17 protein-coding genes and 2 pseudogenes are annotated in these 20022 nt (G+C 32.8%); 7 read left to right on the top strand and 12 right to left on the bottom strand.

Annotated elements, in window-relative coordinates; translation table 11 throughout:
• Nucleotides 1-4 precede the first annotated feature (4 nt).
• Together ACXY7N_RS10640 and ACXY7N_RS10635 are read right to left on the bottom strand one after the other, a co-directional pair.
• Nucleotides 5-352, bottom strand: a pseudogene (locus ACXY7N_RS10640) (WXG100 family type VII secretion target); the annotation flags it as partial.
• A 222-nt stretch (nt 353-574) separates the two neighbouring features.
• On the bottom strand, nt 575-2194 hold the full coding sequence (locus tag ACXY7N_RS10635) for an FAD-dependent oxidoreductase (RefSeq protein ID WP_016086909.1): 1620 nt from the start codon (nt 2192-2194) through the stop codon (nt 575-577).
• 517 nt (nt 2195-2711) lie between these two features.
• On the opposite strand from ACXY7N_RS10635, the gene ACXY7N_RS10630 reads away from it, so the two are divergent.
• From ACXY7N_RS10630 to ACXY7N_RS10610, 5 genes and pseudogenes are all read left to right on the top strand, one after another.
• A complete protein-coding gene (locus ACXY7N_RS10630) occupies nt 2712-3056 on the top strand; it encodes an ArsR/SmtB family transcription factor (protein WP_016086908.1) in 345 nt (114 codons plus the stop codon).
• Nucleotides 3057-3074: 18 nt separating this feature from the next.
• Nucleotides 3075-4073, top strand: a complete 999-nt coding sequence (locus ACXY7N_RS10625; protein WP_016135090.1) for an NADP-dependent oxidoreductase — start codon at nt 3075-3077, stop codon at nt 4071-4073.
• A 176-nt stretch (nt 4074-4249) separates the two neighbouring features.
• On the top strand, nt 4250-5716 hold the full coding sequence (locus ACXY7N_RS10620) for a protein adenylyltransferase SelO (RefSeq protein ID WP_016135091.1): 1467 nt from the start codon (nt 4250-4252) through the stop codon (nt 5714-5716).
• 303 nt (nt 5717-6019) lie between these two features.
• A pseudogene (locus ACXY7N_RS10615) lies at nt 6020-7142 on the top strand (response regulator aspartate phosphatase).
• A complete protein-coding gene (locus ACXY7N_RS10610) occupies nt 7139-7273 on the top strand; it encodes a hypothetical protein (RefSeq protein ID WP_016086905.1) in 135 nt (44 codons plus the stop codon). The pseudogene ACXY7N_RS10615 and the gene ACXY7N_RS10610 overlap by 4 nt, the downstream one beginning before the upstream one ends.
• A 197-nt stretch (nt 7274-7470) precedes the next feature.
• On the opposite strand, the gene ACXY7N_RS10605 is transcribed toward ACXY7N_RS10610, so the two are convergent.
• The 6 genes from ACXY7N_RS10605 to ACXY7N_RS10580 all read right to left on the bottom strand — a co-directional run bounded on the left by ACXY7N_RS10605 (nt 7471) and on the right by ACXY7N_RS10580 (nt 12056).
• Nucleotides 7471-8076 carry an FMN-binding negative transcriptional regulator gene (locus ACXY7N_RS10605; protein WP_116363485.1) on the bottom strand — a complete coding sequence of 202 codons (606 nt, stop codon included), beginning with the start codon at nt 8074-8076 and terminating at the stop codon, nt 7471-7473.
• Between the two features lie 134 nt (nt 8077-8210).
• Nucleotides 8211-8738 carry a GrpB family protein gene (locus ACXY7N_RS10600; RefSeq protein ID WP_016135094.1) on the bottom strand — a complete coding sequence of 176 codons (528 nt, stop codon included), beginning with the start codon at nt 8736-8738 and terminating at the stop codon, nt 8211-8213.
• 23 nt (nt 8739-8761) lie between these two features.
• Nucleotides 8762-9109: a DUF4260 domain-containing protein gene (locus tag ACXY7N_RS10595; protein WP_016135095.1), complete on the bottom strand. Its 348-nt coding sequence runs from the start codon at nt 9107-9109 to the stop codon at nt 8762-8764.
• 12 nt (nt 9110-9121) lie between these two features.
• Nucleotides 9122-10090, bottom strand: a complete 969-nt coding sequence (locus tag ACXY7N_RS10590; RefSeq protein WP_016135096.1) for a bile acid:sodium symporter family protein — start codon at nt 10088-10090, stop codon at nt 9122-9124.
• A 4-nt stretch (nt 10091-10094) separates the two neighbouring features.
• A complete protein-coding gene (locus tag ACXY7N_RS10585) occupies nt 10095-11486 on the bottom strand; it encodes an FAD-binding oxidoreductase (protein ID WP_016135097.1) in 1392 nt (463 codons plus the stop codon).
• A 171-nt stretch (nt 11487-11657) separates the two neighbouring features.
• Nucleotides 11658-12056, bottom strand: coding sequence for a DUF2871 family protein (locus ACXY7N_RS10580; protein ID WP_000737904.1), 399 nt, complete (start codon nt 12054-12056; stop codon nt 11658-11660).
• 255 nt (nt 12057-12311) lie between these two features.
• Between ACXY7N_RS10580 and ACXY7N_RS10575 the strand changes: the two genes are divergently transcribed.
• Complete coding sequence (locus tag ACXY7N_RS10575) at nt 12312-12818, top strand: GNAT family N-acetyltransferase (protein WP_016135098.1); 507 nt, start codon at nt 12312-12314, stop codon at nt 12816-12818.
• A 467-nt stretch (nt 12819-13285) separates the two neighbouring features.
• Here the strand turns inward: ACXY7N_RS10575 and hlyIIR are convergent, their stop codons facing one another.
• From hlyIIR to ACXY7N_RS10555, 4 genes are all read right to left on the bottom strand, one after another.
• On the bottom strand, nt 13286-13891 hold the full coding sequence (hlyIIR, locus tag ACXY7N_RS10570; protein WP_016135099.1) for a hemolysin II regulator HlyIIR: 606 nt from the start codon (nt 13889-13891) through the stop codon (nt 13286-13288).
• Nucleotides 13892-14355: 464 nt separating this feature from the next.
• Entirely contained in the window at nt 14356-15594 is a 1239-nt protein-coding gene (hlyII, locus tag ACXY7N_RS10565) for a hemolysin II HlyII (RefSeq protein ID WP_016086897.1), read from the bottom strand.
• A 301-nt stretch (nt 15595-15895) separates the two neighbouring features.
• Entirely contained in the window at nt 15896-17131 is a 1236-nt protein-coding gene (locus ACXY7N_RS10560) for an N-acetylmuramoyl-L-alanine amidase (RefSeq protein WP_016135100.1), read from the bottom strand.
• 558 nt (nt 17132-17689) lie between these two features.
• On the bottom strand, nt 17690-18130 hold the full coding sequence (locus ACXY7N_RS10555; protein ID WP_016135101.1) for a hypothetical protein: 441 nt from the start codon (nt 18128-18130) through the stop codon (nt 17690-17692).
• Nucleotides 18131-18766: 636 nt separating this feature from the next.
• Between ACXY7N_RS10555 and ACXY7N_RS10550 the strand changes: the two genes are divergently transcribed.
• A complete protein-coding gene (locus ACXY7N_RS10550; RefSeq protein ID WP_016086894.1) occupies nt 18767-20020 on the top strand; it encodes a sensor histidine kinase in 1254 nt (417 codons plus the stop codon).
• The last annotated feature ends 2 nt before the right edge of the window (nt 20021-20022 follow it).

The raw sequence follows: 20022 nt of genomic DNA, 5'->3' as shown, positions 1-20022 counted from the left end.
AAAACTAAAAAATTTTATCTAAAGCTGCTCCGATTCCAGATTTAACTCTATCTTTTATCGAATCCTGTTTACCATCATGATTTCAATCACCTTTGTTAAATTTGATTCCATCAGTTAACATACCTAAAAATACAGAAGCACCAAACCAAATGCCAACCACAACTATAGTGCCAATTGGTCCCCCTATTGCAGCACCAGTCCGTTCACTAACAGCAGTAGAGCCAATCCCAATTGATGCATAGCCTAAAGCATTTGTTTTTAATTTCAATGAATCTTAAAGAATTTCTTTTGGTGATAAAATATGTCTTTTTACATCGTCTATTTGCTTTACTTCGGCTAAAGGAAATGTAGTATGTAATCTCTAGGAAATATAATACAATAAACAAATGATTCAATCTAGTAATTACCCACACTTATAACTAAAAACTAAAAAAATTCTAATAACAACAAAAGGAAAGGGAATTAATTCACATATATTTTTATCATAATAATGTCTCTTCACTACACAATTTTTATTTTGCAAACTAAAAAAATAAAAGTATCGTCCTATATAAGACAATACTTCCGTAGTTACTTAAACATCACATAATAAATTACCCATAACCTCTCCAAGCACTACATCTGGATTTACTACCTCTTTTACCGAACGCCATCCTATGAAGCCATCTGGTCTAATTAATACAACTCCGTCATTCTCTATACCATATAATTTGCTAAAAATATCTTCTTGAGCAATAAAGTCTCCACTTAAACCAACGCGATACACTTTTATATTTACTCCTAATTTAGCTGAAACAGTATGTGCTGGTTCAGCCCAAGAAGCATTTTCTACTCCAGTAAGTAATACAAAATCATTACCGAATAAGTCTAGTATAGAAACCTTCTGCCCTTCATACATTCCAAGAAAATGTGGTGCTCGCGTTCCAGGTCTTCCGTTCAACTGTACTATATCCATTCTATGCGGGGTAACTAAGTCATCTATAATCGCCTCTGAACTATATTGATACCCAACAGTTACAGCTAAACCGTCCATGATATTCAAATTACCTTCCTCCCTATTAGCAGCACGAAACAGTAAACTACTCGCATAATCTGTCGTTAATTTTGCAACAGGGTATCTCTCTTCATGATATGTTTCTAACAATTTTGGTTGTGCTTTCCCTTTTATAACAGCCGCTAATTTCCAAGCTAGATTGTGCGCATCTTGTATCCCTGTATTTGAACCAAACCCACCCGTTGGCGGCATAATATGTGCAGAATCGCCAACTAAAAAAATGCGATTATCTTGAAATTTTGTAGCAGTACTTTCAGTCGCCTCCCACGGTAAAACACTTACTATTTCTGACTTAACATTTGTACTTCCTATTGCGGTTTGAATAATTTGTTTACAACGTTCTATCGTGAAATCCTCTGGCCCCTCTCCTTTTAATGGATCGTAGGATACATGATAAATCCATCTTCTTGCGTTATCGACTGGAATAAGTGCACCAAGAACTTCCGGATGAAGTACCATAGAAAAACCAAATGCATCTCCTTGTATAAACTCACTTAAATCCGCTTCAAAATAAATATTCATATAATAGCCACCGATTGTACCTCTTCCCTCCGTACTTATCCCTAGCTGCTCACGTATTTTACTTTTTGCACCATCAGCTGCAATTACATAGTCACAATGAATAATACTTTCTTCTTCCGTTTCGCGATTCCGAATCGTTGCTATTACTTCGTGCTCATTTTGTTCATAAGAAACTAATTGATGATAAAAGGATAATTCTCCGCCTAATGTTTTCGCTTCTTGCAACATCATCTCTTCTAAAATTATTTGATAACAAGCAGTTTGTTTTGATGGACTAATCTCTTCTACCTTTTGAAGTAACTTTTCATCGTTTCCATACTGAGTCGCCCTCATTTTTGCCAACGCTTCCTTACTCGCCTCAGCTATTGTATGAACCGCTATTCTTCCTCGGCAATTTTCTAACGCTTTACCCGCCGATCTAATTCTTTGTTCTAAACCCAATTCTCGAAATAACTCCATCGTACGAAAAGTGATTCCACCTGCTTTTGGATGAATTGCAGTAGACAGATGCCTTTCAATAAGTAAATAATCAATATTATGTTTTGCAAGAAATAACGCAGATGCTAACCCCGATAATCCCCCTCCAACAATTAAAACTGGTACATCATTCGATTTCATATATTTATCCCCCACATCATTGTTCTGAGCTCAGTGATATAAATATAATCAAAAAAGCAACAAAGATATAGACTTATATTTCATATTAAATTATCATATAGATAGATTACGCCCCAAATTACTTTTACTTTTTCATACAAATATAATCCGCTTGAATTATGCGTGTATGAAAAAGTAAAACGAAAGAACTCGCTTTAGTAGACACCAAAATAATGAAAACATTATAAGCGGTCGTAACCCTAAAAATTATACAGGGTTACGACCGCTTAATTTTTTGCCCAATGGCTTAACCATCCTCATCTGGAAACAACGTATTATTAAATCATTTTCTTTTTTAAAACTTTATCCATTCTGGTATGTAATCTTTTTCTATCCCCCTATCATTTTCAACATAAAAAATTCATTCGTCTCGATTTTCTTTCCCAATATTGCAGCTCATTCAACAATCATGTAGCATTACCGTATCGAAGTAATGGTTCATCATCTTAAACCTTTCGACTCATTACCAGGAGGTATAGTGATTGAAATGAATAAACAAGAACAATTAAATGTTATAAAAAAAGATTTTGTTGATTCTCAAAAAGTATTATTGGCAATTGGCGATGAAACACGTCAAGCTATTTTGTTAGTTCTCATGGAAACGGAATGTCAAACCGGATTACGTGTAGGAGAAATTACGAAACAAACACACCTTTCTCGACCAGCAGTATCACATCACCTTAGAATTTTACGAGAAGCCGGTATTATTTTAATGCGAAAAGAAGGTACAAAAAACTTTTATTATATTGATATACGTACAAAATTAAGTTTATTAAAAAATCTTGTATTAGATATTGAAAAGCTATTGCACAACTTTTATTGAAATTTGGAGGGATAAGAAATGAAAGCAATGATAATTGACAAGTATGGAAAAGTCCCAATGCGTATGGCAGAGGTACCTACTCCTGAAATAAATGAGCATGAAGTGCTCGCAGAAATTCATGCAGCTAGTATTAACCCGATTGACTTTAAAATACGCGATGGAAAAGTGAAGCTGTTACTTAAATATGAAATGCCCCTAATCCTTGGTAATGACTTTTCCGGTGTCATCGTGCAGGTTGGATCAAAAGTAACTCACTTTAAAGTCGGCGATGAAATATATGCACGTCCAAGAAAAAATAAGATCGGTACTTTCGCGGAATATATAGCCATTCATGAGGATGATATAGCTTTAAAACCAGAGAATTTAAGTTTTGAGGAAGCGGCGTCTATTCCTCTCGTTGGCTTAACGTCATATCAAGCATTACATGACATCATGCAACTAAAAAAAGGGCAAAAGATTTTAATTCACGCTGGATCTGGTGGTGTTGGTACTTTCGCAATTCAGTTAGCAAAAATAATGGGTGCTACCGTTACAACGACTGCAAGTGAAGCTGGTGCGAATTTAGTAAAATCTCTTGGCGCAGATGAAATTATTAATTACAAAACAGAAAAATTTGAAGATATACTAACAAATTATGATGCAGTTTTTGATACAATCGGCGGTACAACACTTGAAAAATCATTCAACATTATAAAAAGCGGTGGCAACATTGTTTCCGTTTCAGGTATGCCGAATGCTCGATTCGGTAAAGAATTTGGTTCTGGATTTTTTAAAACACTCTTATTTTCATTAGCAAGCAAAAAACTTACTGCACTTGAAAAAAAGCATAATGCGCAATATTCATTTTTATTTATGAAACCAAGCGGAGATCAATTACGTACTATCGCAAATTATATTGAAGATGGAAAAATCAAACCGGTAATCGATCGAGTTTTCCCTTTTCAAGATGCTCAAAAAGCAATGGAATATTCAGAGGCTGGAAGAGCAAAAGGAAAAATAATCGTAAAAATTAAGTAATAATAAAAACTCCATTTTTTTAAAATGGAGTTTTATATTTGCTGTTAAATAGACATAGGGCAATGAAGTCCTTACAATAGATTGCAAGGGGAAATATCATATTATACTTTTAGCTAACTTTACAAAGAATACATACGTACAAATACATAATAAAAAATAAACAAGGAGGAGATAAAATGACTAAAAATAATGAAGCTGGTTGGAATTTAGATAATAGTTATAAGACTTTACCACAATCATTTTATACAGAAATCCCCCCTACTCCAGTAAATTCACCGGAGCTAGTTAAACTAAATCATTCACTAGCAATATCTCTTGGCTTTAATCCTGAAGAATTGAAAAAGGAAGCTGAAATTGCTATTTTCGCTGGTAATGCACTCCCAGAAGGAGCTCATCCATTAGCTCAAGCATATGCCGGTCATCAATTCGGACATTTTAATATGTTAGGCGACGGTCGTGCTCTTTTAATTGGCGAACAAATTACACCTTCAGGAAAACGTTTTGACATTCAACTGAAAGGTTCTGGCCCTACTCCGTATTCACGCCGCGGTGATGGTCGTGCTGCACTTGGTCCAATGCTACGTGAATATATTATTAGTGAAGCAATGTATGCACTTGATATTCCGACTACCCGCAGTTTAGCAGTTGTCACAACAGGCGAGCCAACATATCGTGAAACAAAGTTACCTGGAGCAATTTTAACTAGAGTAGCAAGCAGCCATATACGCGTCGGCACATTTCAATATGCTGCAGCTCGTGGTTCTACCGAGGATCTTCAATCACTAGCTGACTATACAATAAAAAGGCATTATCCAGAAATTGAAGCTCATGAAAACCGATATACTGCATTACTACAAGAAGTTATAAAGAAACAAGCAAGTCTCATCGCTAAATGGCAACTTGTTGGATTTATCCATGGTGTAATGAATACTGACAATATAACGATTAGTGGAGAAACAATTGATTACGGCCCTTGTGCATTTATGGACAATTACGACCAAGGAACTGTATTTAGCTCAATCGATACACAAGGTCGCTACGCATATGGAAATCAGCCATATATGGCCGCATGGGATCTCGCGCGACTAGCTGAATCTTTAATACCGATTCTACACGAAGATGAAGAAGAAGCATTAAAAATTGCTCAAGACGAAATTTCAAAATTTAGCGTACAATATGAAAACCAGTGGTTCATTGGAATGAAAAAGAAATTAGGACTATTTAGCAGTGAGGAACAAGATCAATCACTTATTGAGCAACTTTTAAAAATGATGGAGAAACATAAAGCAGATTACACAAATACATTCCGTTCATTAACTCTTCATACGATCGAAAATACAGCTCTATTTGAAAGTCCAGAATTTAAAGAATGGTACAAACTATGGCAATCTCGATTAGAAAAACAAGAAGAATTGAAAGAAAACGCCTACGAAATGATGAAAAATAATAATCCATCCATCATCCCAAGGAACCATCGCGTAGAAGAAGCACTAGAAGCAGCTGTCACAAATAGCGACTATAGCGTAATGGAGAAACTTCTTGAAGCTCTATCAAATCCTTATGCGTATGCTACAGATCAAGAAGAATACTGTGTTCCACCTGCGCCGACGAATCGTCCTTATCGTACTTTTTGTGGGACTTGATTGTGTAATATCTTTTAATGTGCTTTCAATTATTGAAGGCACATTTTTATTTTATTCACCATTGACGAATGAAGGAATTATACTCCAACTTATAATTTGTACCCCTAACAAAATATCTTTTCTATTTTAGAATAACTATTTCCTCTTTTCTTTACGAAATGAAACAAAACATAATACCAATTATTCCGATTACCCTAATAATAAACTTACTTAACAAATGTTGAGAAATAATATTTCCACTTTTAAGTAGTATCATTTCTGTTATTATATTTTATAAGAATATTCAAAAAAGGAAGAGCTTTTATGTTTACATCCACTAAAAGTGAACAAATCACACAACTGTTAAATGAATGGTACATAGAAATACGATCTAGACATATAAATAATGCAACTCGCCTTAAAGAGCAAATAGATATTAAAATCAATGAATTAAAAACTACTTCTCAAGAGATTGGACAAGATCAAAATCTTTTGCTTTATTATTCTTTATTATTCTTTATTAGACTTTCGTTATAACTATTTAATTGATAACTTAGGTGTATCTAAAGCTAGTTTTAATCAAGTTGAATCATTTGAAATCCCAACAAATAATTTCTTATCATATTACTACCATTTCTTTAAAGCAATTCATTCTGACGCAGTCGGAAACTATGTACTAGCAAAAGAGCATTATTATAAAGCCGAAGCTTCGCTTCAATATGTTCCCGATGAACTTGAAAAGGCGGAATTCTATTATAAACTAGGGTATTCTTACTACGATAATCAACAAGCACTTCAAGCTATCAAAGAAGTAACAAAAGCTAAAGATATGTTTTCTAATCAATCTGGATATGAACTGAATACGGCTTTTTGTGATAACATTTTAGGCCTAGCCTGCACATATTTAAAAGAATGGGAACTAGCCGAAGAGCACTTTACAGCTGCAATGGATCAATTCCAAAAAATCAGCGAAAAAAGATTTATTTTAATGGTTCGACACAACTTAGGATGGATGTATGCAACACAAAATCTCTCCGCTTTAGCTATTCGTTATCTTTCGGAAGTTGTTGAACAGTCTCCAACTCACTATAAAGCTATCTATGTTAAAGCAAAAGAACATTACAAAATAAATCAGCCTGATATCGCTCATGATCTAATTGAAAAAGGAATAAATATTTGTAATAAATTAGAACAAAAAGAATATCAACATCGTAATTTCATTTTAAGAGAAATGAACAATAATTCACCAGCTGAAGAGTTAGAAAAAGTAATTCTAGCAGGAATTTCTTATTTTAATAACGAAGAGCTATATGATAATGTTCAAGAGTATTATGAAACTCTAGCAACTAAATTTCATGAAGAAAATCAACACTCTAAAGCAAGTGAATATTTTTATTTAGCATTACAAGCAAGACAAAAATCTTTTGAGAAAGGAGCATTAAAATGAAAAAAATACTATTGAGTCTGATGGGAATTATCACTCTATTAACTTTAACAACTAATGTAGTAAGTGACAATTCATCTAAAAATTCTGACATACAAAGAGTTATGTTATCAGAAGGCGACGGTGGTGGTTGATTTTTATAAGATTTTATGAAATACTTTTGCAATTCCCACTAAAAAAGAAGCTTATATAAACACAGCTTTCTTTTTAGTGGGAATTCATTTAATAACATTCAACTCTAAATGCTTTGACTAATATACTCACTCCCTCATTATTAAACCCATATTTTTTTGATAAAATTAAAAGATTCTTTCATCGCCCCTCTTACTTATTACAAAAAACTTCTCATCAACTCCGCAATCCCCCTACTCCCCTCACTACCAACTTTCTCAAGTTCCTCCACAACTACATTCCGTCTCTCTACAGAATGATTTTGACTTAACTTCGCTTTTCCTTCTATTTTACTAATCTTAATTTTAAAACCAACTATCCCCTTACTTAATCCTGCCATATAATTCGGATCTACATCGTTTAGTGAGTACGTGCTCTTTGAATCTTCATATTTATGTACTAATTTTTGAAGAGAGTCTATTAATTCCTGTTCATCCTCAACAATTTCTAATTCACCGTATACATGTACAGCAACGTAATTCCATGTTGGTACTGCATTGTTTGTTTCATACCATGACGGAGAGATATAACTATGCGGCCCTTGAAATATAGCTAGTACTTGCTGATTTCCACTATCTTTCCACTGTTCATTCGGCCGTGCGAAGTGACCATGTAAAGTAAGAGTCTCCCTATTTAATAACAACGGTAAATGCGTTGCATATGGTTCCCCGTTATGTTGAGAAAATAATGTCGCAAAGCTATTTTGTTCCATTATTTCGTACTTCATCTCTTCATCTTGTATTGCGAAATATTTTGGTATGTACATAATCTCCCTCTTTTCCGGTCTTTTATTTCTCATTATATTTAAGTCTCGTAGCATTCAACAGGGCCAGTTTGTATTTGTTTTATAATGGCAGCGTTCTATTTCAAAAGAATAGGCAGCATGTATTCCATGCTGCCTTAGTTTATCTTTTCTAATATATTTGTAATAAATTCCGTCTTACCTTTACTATAGCTCGTTCTACTTTTTGACTCTCTTGCTAACGCTTCCTTTAAACGTCCATATTCAAAAGCAACATCTTCATGTTCACGAAGGTAATCCCGAAATACTATATGTCTTCTTAGCTCTTCGCTATCTTGGTCACATACATACAAATGATGTTGCATCCAAACTGTACTTTCCCCGCCCCAAGGAACGAAAGCATCCTTTCTGCCAAACGCCTCTCTTCCTTTAAAGCTCCATTCCACTTGATGATAGTATCCTATGGCTTCAAGCTTTTTTACTACTCCAGGAAAAATTTTGTACTCTTCTATTACTATATCAATATCTAATATTGGCTTCGATGCAAGTCCTTTAATAGATGTACTTCCAACATGTTCAATGGATAAAATGCTGTCTTCCATTACATCGTTAATGAGAGTTTGTAGCTTATTAAATTCACCTTCCCATTTGGTGTTATATTCTTCAATAGTAATTCTCTGTTTCAATATATCCCTCTTCCCAATACAATTTACAACCTTTGAATATGAGTATCTTTAAAATCCGTCTCATATTTCAATCCATATCCAAACATTCGATCCATCCCAATATGTGCTGTCCATATTAAGCCAATCATTATAACGGTATCTATCTTAAAATAGACACCTATGATAGCTATTAATATAGATATAATATATGTGTGACATATATTATAAATTTTAGCACCAACACGATTATTTATACCGTACGCTAACATTGATAAATCCGGTGCTAAAAGGAATACCCAAAATATAATCCAACTATATTCATATATCGAATATGTATAGATCGTAGCTAAGAAAACAACAAGTCCTTCAAAATGTACAATACGTTTTTGCATTCTTTATCATTCCTATTTTTCTATATTTACCGATAAATTTTCATCACTGAAAGTATTCTTTGCATTTTTTGACCAGATGGTTGCTAAAATCGGTCCTGCAATGTTATGCCATACTGCTGCTAATACACTTGGAAGTGCAGCGGCTGGTCCAAAATGTGCTGTTGCCAGCGCAACACCTAAGCCTGAATTTTGCATTCCTACTTCTATTGAAATAGCTCTTCTTGTCCCTTCGTCTAGTCTCAGTACGAACGCTGTTATATATCCGAGTAAAAAACCAAATGCATTATGAAGCATAACGGCGATAAAGATAAGAAGACCTGAAGAAGTAATGCTACTTACATTCGCTGAAACCACCGCTGAAACTATAATGATAATTGCTACAACTGATATTAAAGGAATAACAGTCATTCCTTTCGTAACAGTTGTAGGGAAAAACTTCTTCACTACTAATCCTAAAATAATAGGTAGGATAATAACTTGTACGATAGAAAGAAACATAGAAATAGCATTCACTGGCATCCATTGTCCCGCAAGTAATAATAAAATAAGAGGTGTAGCAATTGGTGCTAGTAACGTTGATAATGACGTCATTGCAATAGACAACGCTAAGTTCCCTTTTGCTAAATAAACCATAACATTTGATGCAGTGCCACCCGGTACTGAACCGAGTAACACTAATCCAGCTGCTAACTCAGCTGGCAGATTCATAACGTAGGCTAGTACGTATGCGACAAGTGGCATAATGATAAACTGAGCACATACACCGATAATAACTGGCAATGGTTTTGTAGCAATGATTTTAAAATCAACAGCTTTTAGTGTTAATCCCATCCCAAACATTACAACCCCGAGTAAAATTGTTATGTAACTAGTTAACCCGAGAAATGGTCCAGGAATGAAATATGCAATAGCTGCAATACAAATAACCCAAAATGCAAAATACTTTCCAGCTATATTACTTATCGCTTCTAGTACTTTCACCCCATCATCCCCTATCCTTCAACTGAAAAACTTTATTCGGATTCAAAATGTTTTGCGGATCAAGAGCTTTTTTTATTTTTTCCATTACGAGTAATGCCGCCCCATGTTCTTCTTCTTGATACTTCCGTTTTCCGATTCCAACGCCATGTTCTCCCGTACACGTTCCCCCTCGTTTAAGAGCATATAAAACGATACTTTCATTTATTTCGTCTGCCTTTTCCACTTCTTCTTTATCGTTTGGATCAACCATTAAGAGCACGTGGAAATTCCCATCTCCTACATGGCCAAGAATACCGCCAACAAGGCCAACCTTATCTAATGTCTCTTTCGCATGTTGAATTGCCCCAGCCAATTCTGAAATTGGTACACATACGTCTGTACTCATAAGTTTTTTGCCAGGATAACTATGAACGTAAGAGTATGCTAGGTTATGCCGTGCATCCCATAATTTATTTCTCGCTGCAGTTTCCGTTTCAAAAGCAACTTCTTTACATTTATGATCAAAAACAATTTCCTTCGTAAATTCAATATCTTGCTTTAGCCCTGCTTCATTACCGTGAAACTCTAAAAACAATGTAGGTTCTTCTCTGTAACTTGTTTCACTGTAATGATTGACTTGTTTCATAGATAGTTCATCAACGAGTTCAATTCTCGCAATCGGAATACCGGCTTGCAGTATGTTAATAACAGCTTCTACTGCATCATTTATAGCCGGAAACGACGCTCTCGCGGCCATAACATGTTCTGGTATACCGTATACTTTTACAGTTAATTCCGTAAAACATCCAAGCGTCCCTTCTGAACCTACGAAAATACCATTTAAATGATAACCTGATGATGACTTCGCCGCTAAATTCCCGGTATGTATTACTTCTCCATCAGCAAGAACAACTTCTAAATCACGAACTTGATCACGCATTACCCCATACTTCACCGCTGTCGTTCCGCTTGCATTTGTAGCAGCCATTCCACCTAACGTTGCATCTGCACCTGGATCTACACTAAAAAACAATCCATACTTTTTCAATTCTTTATTAAGCTGAGAGCGAGTCACTCCCGGCTGTACTCTCACAAGAAAATCTTTCTCTCTTATTTCGAGTATTTTATTCATAAGAGAAAAATCCATTGTAATTCCTTTTTCATATGGAATAACGTGTCCTTCTAAACTAGAGCCTACCCCAAAAGGAACGACAGGTTTTTTATGCTCACCCGCCACTTTCATTATTCTACTAACCTCTTCAGTCGTTTTCGGAAAAACAACTACATCAGGTAAACTACTAGTATGATAAGATTCATCTTTACTATGTAACTCTCTTACTGTCGTATTTACAACTACTCGATCTTCGGGAAGTACTCCCTTTAATTCATTTACTAAACGCTCTACCGTTATGCCCATTGTACACTCTCCTTCTTTCTATACATTCGAATTACAAAATATGTTAACTATTTTATACATAATAATCCGAAAAATTAAATAATTCAAGTTTTATACATATAAAATTCGTTTCCTACTGTCGAATAAACAAAAAGAACTCGCAATAAATATTGCAAGTTCTTTTCTATAAAACTATATTTTAAACGACTTCTTTATTAACAACATAAACCAAATTAAAGTAACTGCCATCAACGAATGAGAAAAACCAACAATATAAGTTAACCCTTTAAAGTCCGCTCCATTTAACTGAAGAAGCCCTCTTGCTGCCAATGAACCTAACATTAAAATTAATGCGATATTATGTACAACAAACCACTTATTAAAACTTTTCGCTTCATGAAACGCGAATACTTTTGCTAATCCTAAAGCAATTAAGAAGAAGAAAAAGCCAAGTACAAGTGTATGTGTATGCAAAAGATTTAACAAAGTAGATCCTACAATCCCCTTATACTTTCCATACTCCCTAGCGAAAATTCCTGATAATAAACCGATAATCAAATACGTAAACGATGCATTATATAATTTCTTCATTATGTACCTCCTTGAGTAGAATGTGTAGTGTGTCATATTTAGTAATAATGATAGTTATATAGTAAAAACTCCTAGTCACCTAGGAGTCATTGTATAAGCATCTCACTCTTTACAATCAAATCTAATTATAAAATATCCTTTTATACAAAACAAACGAACTTTATGTGAACAAACAAAGCCCCATTAAAATATGTTGCACTTTTGCATTACACAATCCATACTAATTGTTATAACTTTTAAAGGTGGTGCAATAGATTGATAGTTCTTGAAACTGAACGCCTCGTTCTTCGCTGGTTCGAAATTAAAGATGCTCCATTTATTCTTGAACTAGTAAATGATCCTGCATGGATTCAATTTATCGGTGATAAAGGCATTAGAAATTTAGAAGATGCCCAAAAATACATCTTAAACGGACCCGTAGATATGTATAATAAAATGGGCTTTGGTCTTTATTTAGTTGAACGAAAAGAGGATCTCACACCACTTGGTATGTGCGGCCTTATTAAAAGAGATTCATTAGAAGATGTTGATATCGGTTTTGCCTTTTTAGAGAAATTTCGTTCAAAGGGGTATGGCTACGAGTCAGCTTCTGCGGTAATCGAATACGGTGTACAACAGCTCGGACTGAAACGAATAGTAGCAATTACTACTATCGATAACATCAATTCAGGAAAGCTTTTAGAAAAAGTAGGATTACGATTTGAGAAGATTATTTCAGAATCTGGAGAAAATCTAAAGTTATTTGGATATAACGTATATTAAATTGACAGAGTTCTCTTTTAACCTAATCAAAAAATATTTCTTCAATATACATTCCTAAAAGTTATTATGATTAAAATACTCATCTGTTTTTTAACCATATAACCACGCAAATATTTAAATCACAATCCTGATTTTCAGTACTGTATTTATTCTTAAAAACTCTCTATCTTGTTCTTAAATTTGTCAAAACTCTTATGTAGTCACATGAAAAGTTTATGCTACTATATTACTAAGAAACTATGCGTTCCCTTAACCCTGTATCCGGCCCTGTATTTTTTACAGGGCCTTTGTTTATTTAATTTACTTATCACGTGCTTATACACATTAAAAGTCATTTCAAATGTAATAAACAATAAATCATAAAACAATTTAAGAATGAAGTGTCCAAAAAAGCCTAATTCCTCTACAATACATTGAGAAATTAAGCTTTTTAATAGGAAAATTAAAATTCATAAACAATGAATAATTTACATGTTAGGCTTATCTGTTAAAGCAGAAATAATCCTGCTCACCAAGTCTTCTGGCATCCATTCATAATTTGTATCATTCGTTTCATTTGGTCCTAAAGAATCAATGAACTTTTTAAACTTTGGAAATAAAACAATAGAAGTGATCCAATGTATCGTATGATTTATAGAGAAAAAATGAAATACTTCTTGTTTTTCCCCCTCCTGCAATATTTCTTTTAACTGTTCAAAACTACCTATAAAATACGGTTTAATCTTTTCTAATCTTGCACTTTCCTTAATAATCTCCTCATATGCTAATGTGCCAATTTCAGGATTTTCTTTTATATGTGTAGTAAAGACTGTTAAATATTCTCTTAGAGCATTAATAGGATTAAATTGATTCTTCTCAAGAAAATTAGGTAACTCATTAGCAAGGCCATATTTCTTAAACACCTCATAATATAGGTTTTCTTTCCCATTAAAATAGTAAGAAGCCATAGCAACATTCACTTTCGCTTCTTTTGCAATTTCTTGTATGCTCGTACCTTCATAACCACGCTCTCCAAATTTTTTCTTAGCAGCTTTCAAAATATTTTCCATCGTCTGCTCTCGAGATTTCCCCATTTCACACACCTCAAATAATATATATTTCACTTCAAAAATCCAATAAGGACTTTGAATAGAGTATCTTTTTAATGAAATTTAATTATATATTTAAAGTATTAACTTAACAACCGATGAAGTCTTGATTACTTTAAACTATTCACCACACAACGTAAGCCTCAAAAAGAAACATCTCCCGAAACTCTCCTATCCTAGGTCATCATACAAAGAATTCATTTAAAAATGAAATAAAAATAAACACCATACTTAAAACGACATCCCGCTGTGTAGCATGAACAACTTTCAAATACTTCACGCTCCTTTCTAATTGAGTATAAGAATGAACAAAAAATAATAAGGACCAAAGTTTATCTGTTTTTACAGATAAACTTTGGTCCTTTCATTACATTATGCAGATTTAAAATAAATCTTTATACTCATATTTTGATGAAATAATTATCCATCAATTGTACTTCATTTACTGATTAGATTTGTTTAATCTCAATATAAGGTCCTTTGATATTTAATTTGTTAATGTCATTTGAGATATTGCCTACAGTTGTTTTTTCATTAAACGTGTAGACCTTTTCACCATTTACAAAGATACCCCAATTTTTATCTTCGTAACTGATACCATAACCAGCATTGCTAGATGTCGCTTTGAGTTGGCTTCCATTCATTGAAAAAGATAATTTCCCTTTTCCTTTGTTAAGTTGATTATTCACATTGTTGATACTACTCATTTGTTCTTCAAGGGCTTTTTGGTTATCAAGAGTAACTTGATGGTTTTTCCAGTCTAATTTATAGTTGTTTGTAAAGAACTCATTATATGTATCTTTATTATTTGTTCCCCACCATTTTGAACTTACCCATTCAATATTGTACTGATCTGAAATTCTACGATTTGTTATTTTTAAATTTGATGTAGATTCTGTTTTATCAGCAGTAATAACCGCTACTACATTAGGAGAAAAACCATACCCTGTTAAAGCTGGTACTGTATCTTTTGAAACAAAATTATTCATTCCTTCATTATAACTACGTGATTTCATAAATAGTTGATTACCGTAGAAAGTATTAAATGAATCACGATTATAAATTCCCCACTCCGGGTAATTAAATGATTGGAATCCTACTTTCCAATTTAATTTTTTATCTGTGTGAGTCTCTAATACCGTTTTATAGTCTACTTGATCGTAAGATACACTTTCTTTCCAAGCAAAGCTACCCGTAATACTCGCATCGGCATTGGGTCCTTTATCATTTACTCCAACTTTAACACTTCCACCAAGTGTATACCCAACCTCGGAAGTAACCTTTGCTGAAGTCATTGTATTAACTGGGGCAGCTTTATGAAATTGAGCGCTATCACCACTTGTTATTTCTGCTTCCGTATGATACGCCGATGGCCATTTTAAACCTGCGTTATAGTATCCGCCATTAATTGTATATTTAGCATCTATATTACTACCATCAGTGGTAACAATTGCAATCTTTTTGTCTGCGTAAGGATCCTCAATAAAAGAAACCTTTATTGAATTTTTGATATTCTGCTTCATGTCATAAGTAGTTTTAAAACTATTATAGACTTTTCCACCATTTTGAAGATTTTCTACAGTTCCTTTAGAATCTGCAAATGCAGATGTTGCTTGTAAACCAAGTGATCCAGACATAATAACGGACGCTACCGCAACACTTTTAGCTATTCCATTTGCTTTTTTCATACAGACAACCACTCCTTTTTAAACATTTATAAGATATAAACGTATTATTTTTAGCTCTCAATACTAGAGATAGGTTCATAACGTTACAATGTAGAAATTTATTAATCTTTATGACAATAACTATCAACACTTGTTTTGCTAATTTCCATCTCTTTTTTACTGATAACTATTATCAATATTATTAAAACACATAATAACGATTTAAACAAGAATTTTAAATACATATTTAAAATTCTTGTTTAAAAAAGTGCAAAAAAATTATAGAATTCTTTATTTCGAGAATTACTATATTTTCATTTACTTATTGCAACCTATATTCAGATACATTATTTCCTTTCCATTCATAATAATCTAAAATCCCCTCATAAATGGCTTCTGCTGCAATCTGCCTTCCGTTTTCTGTAGATAACTTACTATAATCGATACCATTATCTATAAAAGCAAGTTCCGTTAACACAGCTGGCATGTCATTTTCTCTTATAACATGAAGATCTCCATGTTTAACACCTCTATCACGTGTTTGAAGTGCGTCTACTAATCGTGTTTGAATTTTTTCAGCTAAAACACGACTTTCTTCCACATGAGGATTTGTTTTTTCAGATTTAGAAGATTTATAGTAGTATGTTTCTGTCCCTTTTGCATTACCGTTAAAAGCATTTGCATGAATACTTATAAAGATATCACCCTGATTTTGCTTAGCAAACTTAACACGTTCCTGTAAAGAGCTTTTTTGATCATGTCCAGGTCTAGTATCAGATTCACGAGTTAGTAAAACTGTAAATGGAGTATGTTTTTCAAGCAATTGTTGTAGACGTAAAGAAGTGTCTAGTACAATCTTACTTTCAGGTAATCCCTTTGTGTTTTTTCCAGGGTCTTCGCCGCCATGTCCGGGATCAATAATTATTGCTTTATTTTCTAAAGGATTACTTTGACTATATTGAAGCATATCTGTTTTTGCGGTTAGTTGTGCAGCTTCAGCACGTGTTATGAATCTATTTGGTTGCCAACCATTATCTGTACCAACTGAAATTTTTAAATTAATTAAGGTATTTGCGAACTTTTCACCCCAATGTCCCTTTAAATCTTCAAATTTACTTTGTCCATTGTTAGTGCTTTTATTTTGTAGTTTATATGCATTCACTAGCATAGTAGCCATAGCAGCACGAGTAACTTTTCCAGAAGGATTAAATATTCCATTTCCTTCACCTTTAATTATTCCTGCCTTTTCAGCTGCGGCAATATAAGGAGTTCCCCAGTGGTTTTGTGAATCTTTAAAAGATGGTTTTGCATTTAAATCAATGTGTATACCAAGAGCCTTTGTCATAATGGTTGCTGCAGAAGCTCTATCTAATGTGTCATTTGAACCAAAAGTTCCATCTGGATAACCACTCAATACTTGCTTATCAACTAAATAAGTAACTGATTTGTCAGCCCATGCAGGAACATCTGGGAATTTGTGAGTATCTGCAAAAATACTAGAAGAATAAGATAGTAGACTTCCAGCAAGAATTCCTGTAGCAATTAATTTGTTCTTCAAAATTTAGCACCTCTAAAAATTTATTACAAGTTAGTAAATACATCATTTATAGTTAATCTTTAAATAATACTCCTTAGAATAAAGAATAGATTACGTTGGCACTAACACTATATTACAAATGAATAAATTTAAATCGAACTATTATTCCGAAAAGAATCTTCAGACATACACTTATAGATTGAAACTATTAAATATATTCACCAACATTGTGTAACTAGTATAGTTACTTATATATATGAGTGTCAATTGAAATAACCTTACATTTTTGTAAGGTAACCAACTTAATAATATATTAAGTAATTATTAAACAATGTAAATAATTATCTTTTATAGTAGACATTCTCTCGTTGACACAAACTAGTAGATTAGCAATGGAAATATCAAAATGTATTGATAAGTGGTTGGAAGTAATTGTTTTTTGTTTAATAGCAAAAAACGAGCATCCTCTCACAATTAGATAAGATGCTCGTTTTTATTTTTATCGGTAATTCTCAATTCAATTTAGTTTCTTTCCAATAAGTAAAGATTCAATCAACATAAAAACAAAGCGTTTTAAATTTAATTCATAGATTTTACTGAAACTTTGAATTGCCCCTTAGAACCATCATCATTTGAAACGTAAATTTTATATGTTCCGATCGGTAATGGAGACAAAGCATTCCGTACATTTGTAACATTAATTTGTTGTTCTCCAGGTTTTATATAACCACCAACAATTAGCTCTGTATTTGGGCCTTTCACACTATATCCCATTGTATTTTGGCCATTATTTTTCATAAAGAAGCTTAAATCAGTACTCCCATCATATACAAAAGAAGTTACAGCCTCGCCACTATAATCCATTGTTTGAGTTAATAATAAGTCTGCAGAAACATGTTCAACTACATGAATTGTATCATTCGTTTTGTGTACTTCTTCAGCATAAGTATTATTCCCTAACACTCCAAGTGTTAATGCTGAAATTACTCCACAACTAAGCACTAATTTATTTAACTTCATTTTAAGTTCCCCCTTGATGTTTGTAATCTATTACCATCATACATTCTTTTTCAAATACGTTTTTATGTAATAATTCATATCTTTAAACCTATATATCTTAACTTTATACCTTAATGGTTATTGAAGAACTCACATTGATAAAGCTACAGTATTACGATTCATAAAAAAGAACATGTAAATTTCAAAGTCTTTTTTAACAAGAATTCATACAATTAAGTACCAAAGCACTCAAATAAATATCGTTTCCATTTTAGATAAAATATACTAATGAAAAATTTTGAAATTTCCACTTTATAATTTGATATATTCCATGTTAATATAACAAAGGCTACAAAATAAGATTCACAAGATATATTATTTTCACAGAATATTCACACTTAAAAACCCATTATTTTATTAGTAACTCAATCCCAATTTTACCTATATAAAAGTCAATTTCTAGTTTCATATGCATAAATATCTAAGTAGATTTTTTATCTATTATTTTTTCTAACTTCCTTATCAATTCTAATACGAGTAATATAATAGTACTTTTTCAAGCGCCCTTCCTTTTTTAGATAGAAAGTCTACTGATACTAAACATCTAAGTTTAACTCGTACATAATCCAATATACAAACTATCGGAGATGCAAAACTATGGGAATATCTACTCTTTTATTAAATACCTTTATAATAATAATTTGTATCCTTAGCTACCACGTATTTTGGCTAGAATTTAAAGAAAAAATAACATGTAATAATATATTGATTGCTATCTTTTCCTCCATTGCTATTATTTTTTGCATGACTTTTCCTTTTCATTTACATGCTGGATTTATTTATGATTTACGTTTTATTCCTATCATATTCGTTTTTCTATATGGAAATACAAAAAACATTGTTTTTATAGGAATTTTATATCTTTCTTATCGATTTTACTTAGGCGGAAATGGCGTTCTTCCATCATTTATTATCTTTACTATTATTTCTGTTATAACAATGCTCTTTCGTTACTTATTACCTATGTATGTTAAAGAAAAAAAGATATTATTAAGCTTGCTTCTTATTTTAGTATGTACAACTTCACTTTCTATCTGCGGTATTGTAACTCAAATACATACAGGTAATAAAATAGACTCTACTCTCATAGAATTTTTATTAAATTATATAATCATTAATATATTCACAGTATTATTATCAGTGTATTTAATAGAGGGAATGATTGAGAAATATAAAATGAAAGAAAAGCTGCAACGGGCTGAAAAATTTTATATAGCTAGCGAACTAGCGGCGTCCATTGCACACGAAATCCACAATCCACTAACCACAGTACATGGATTCACTCAATTGTTAAATGAAAAACATGCCTCTAAGCTACCTCAGGATCAGTACTTAGAAATCATGTTAATTGAAATGCAGCAAATACAATCTACGATTAATAACTATTTATCTTTAACAAAACCACAGAACACCCTAAAAGAGAAAATAGACATTAATCATATTTTAAATCAAGTGAAAGACACTAATTCACCACTTGCTCTATCATACAAAGTTGAAATAAAACAAAATAGTACAGATTCCTTTTATATAAATGGGGACCCCGAAAAATTCAGACTCTGTCTAAACAACATCATACAAAATGGAATTGAGGCCATGATAAATGGTGGAGTATTACAAATAAATATACAGAAAATCAAAGATAATATTATAATCGATATTATTGATTCAGGGATTGGAATGTCCTCTCAACAAATAAAGCGGATTGCTTTGCCATTCTATTCAACAACAGAAAAAGGGACTGGACTTGGTACTATGATTGCTTATAGTATTATTAAAGAATTAAATGGTGATATAGAGATAGAGAGTAAATTAGGTCAAGGTACACGATTTTCCATTAGTATCCCCTGCTAATA

Source organism: Bacillus sp. 5w2 (genome assembly GCF_054353775.1).
This window is presented reverse-complemented; position numbering and strand designations above follow the sequence as displayed.

What these genes read in the sequence shown, in the direction of transcription:
- ACXY7N_RS10620 (WP_016135091.1), top strand. Translation starts at nt 4,250, where the DNA reads ATGACTAAAAATAATGAAGCTGGTTGGAATTTAGATAATAGTTATAAG.
- ACXY7N_RS10550 (WP_016086894.1), top strand. Translation starts at nt 18,767, where the DNA reads ATGGGAATATCTACTCTTTTATTAAATACCTTTATAATAATAATTTGT.
- hlyII (WP_016086897.1), bottom strand. Translation starts at nt 15,594, where the DNA reads ATGAAAAAAGCAAATGGAATAGCTAAAAGTGTTGCGGTAGCGTCCGTT.
- ACXY7N_RS10610 (WP_016086905.1), top strand. Translation starts at nt 7,139, where the DNA reads ATGAAAAAAATACTATTGAGTCTGATGGGAATTATCACTCTATTAACT.
- ACXY7N_RS10595 (WP_016135095.1), bottom strand. Translation starts at nt 9,109, where the DNA reads ATGCAAAAACGTATTGTACATTTTGAAGGACTTGTTGTTTTCTTAGCT.
- ACXY7N_RS10555 (WP_016135101.1), bottom strand. Translation starts at nt 18,130, where the DNA reads ATGAAGTTAAATAAATTAGTGCTTAGTTGTGGAGTAATTTCAGCATTA.
- ACXY7N_RS10605 (WP_116363485.1), bottom strand. Translation starts at nt 8,076, where the DNA reads ATGTACATACCAAAATATTTCGCAATACAAGATGAAGAGATGAAGTAC.
- hlyIIR (WP_016135099.1), bottom strand. Translation starts at nt 13,891, where the DNA reads ATGGGGAAATCTCGAGAGCAGACGATGGAAAATATTTTGAAAGCTGCT.
- ACXY7N_RS10635 (WP_016086909.1), bottom strand. Translation starts at nt 2,194, where the DNA reads ATGAAATCGAATGATGTACCAGTTTTAATTGTTGGAGGGGGATTATCG.
- ACXY7N_RS10580 (WP_000737904.1), bottom strand. Translation starts at nt 12,056, where the DNA reads ATGAAGAAATTATATAATGCATCGTTTACGTATTTGATTATCGGTTTA.
- ACXY7N_RS10585 (WP_016135097.1), bottom strand. Translation starts at nt 11,486, where the DNA reads ATGGGCATAACGGTAGAGCGTTTAGTAAATGAATTAAAGGGAGTACTT.
- ACXY7N_RS10625 (WP_016135090.1), top strand. Translation starts at nt 3,075, where the DNA reads ATGAAAGCAATGATAATTGACAAGTATGGAAAAGTCCCAATGCGTATG.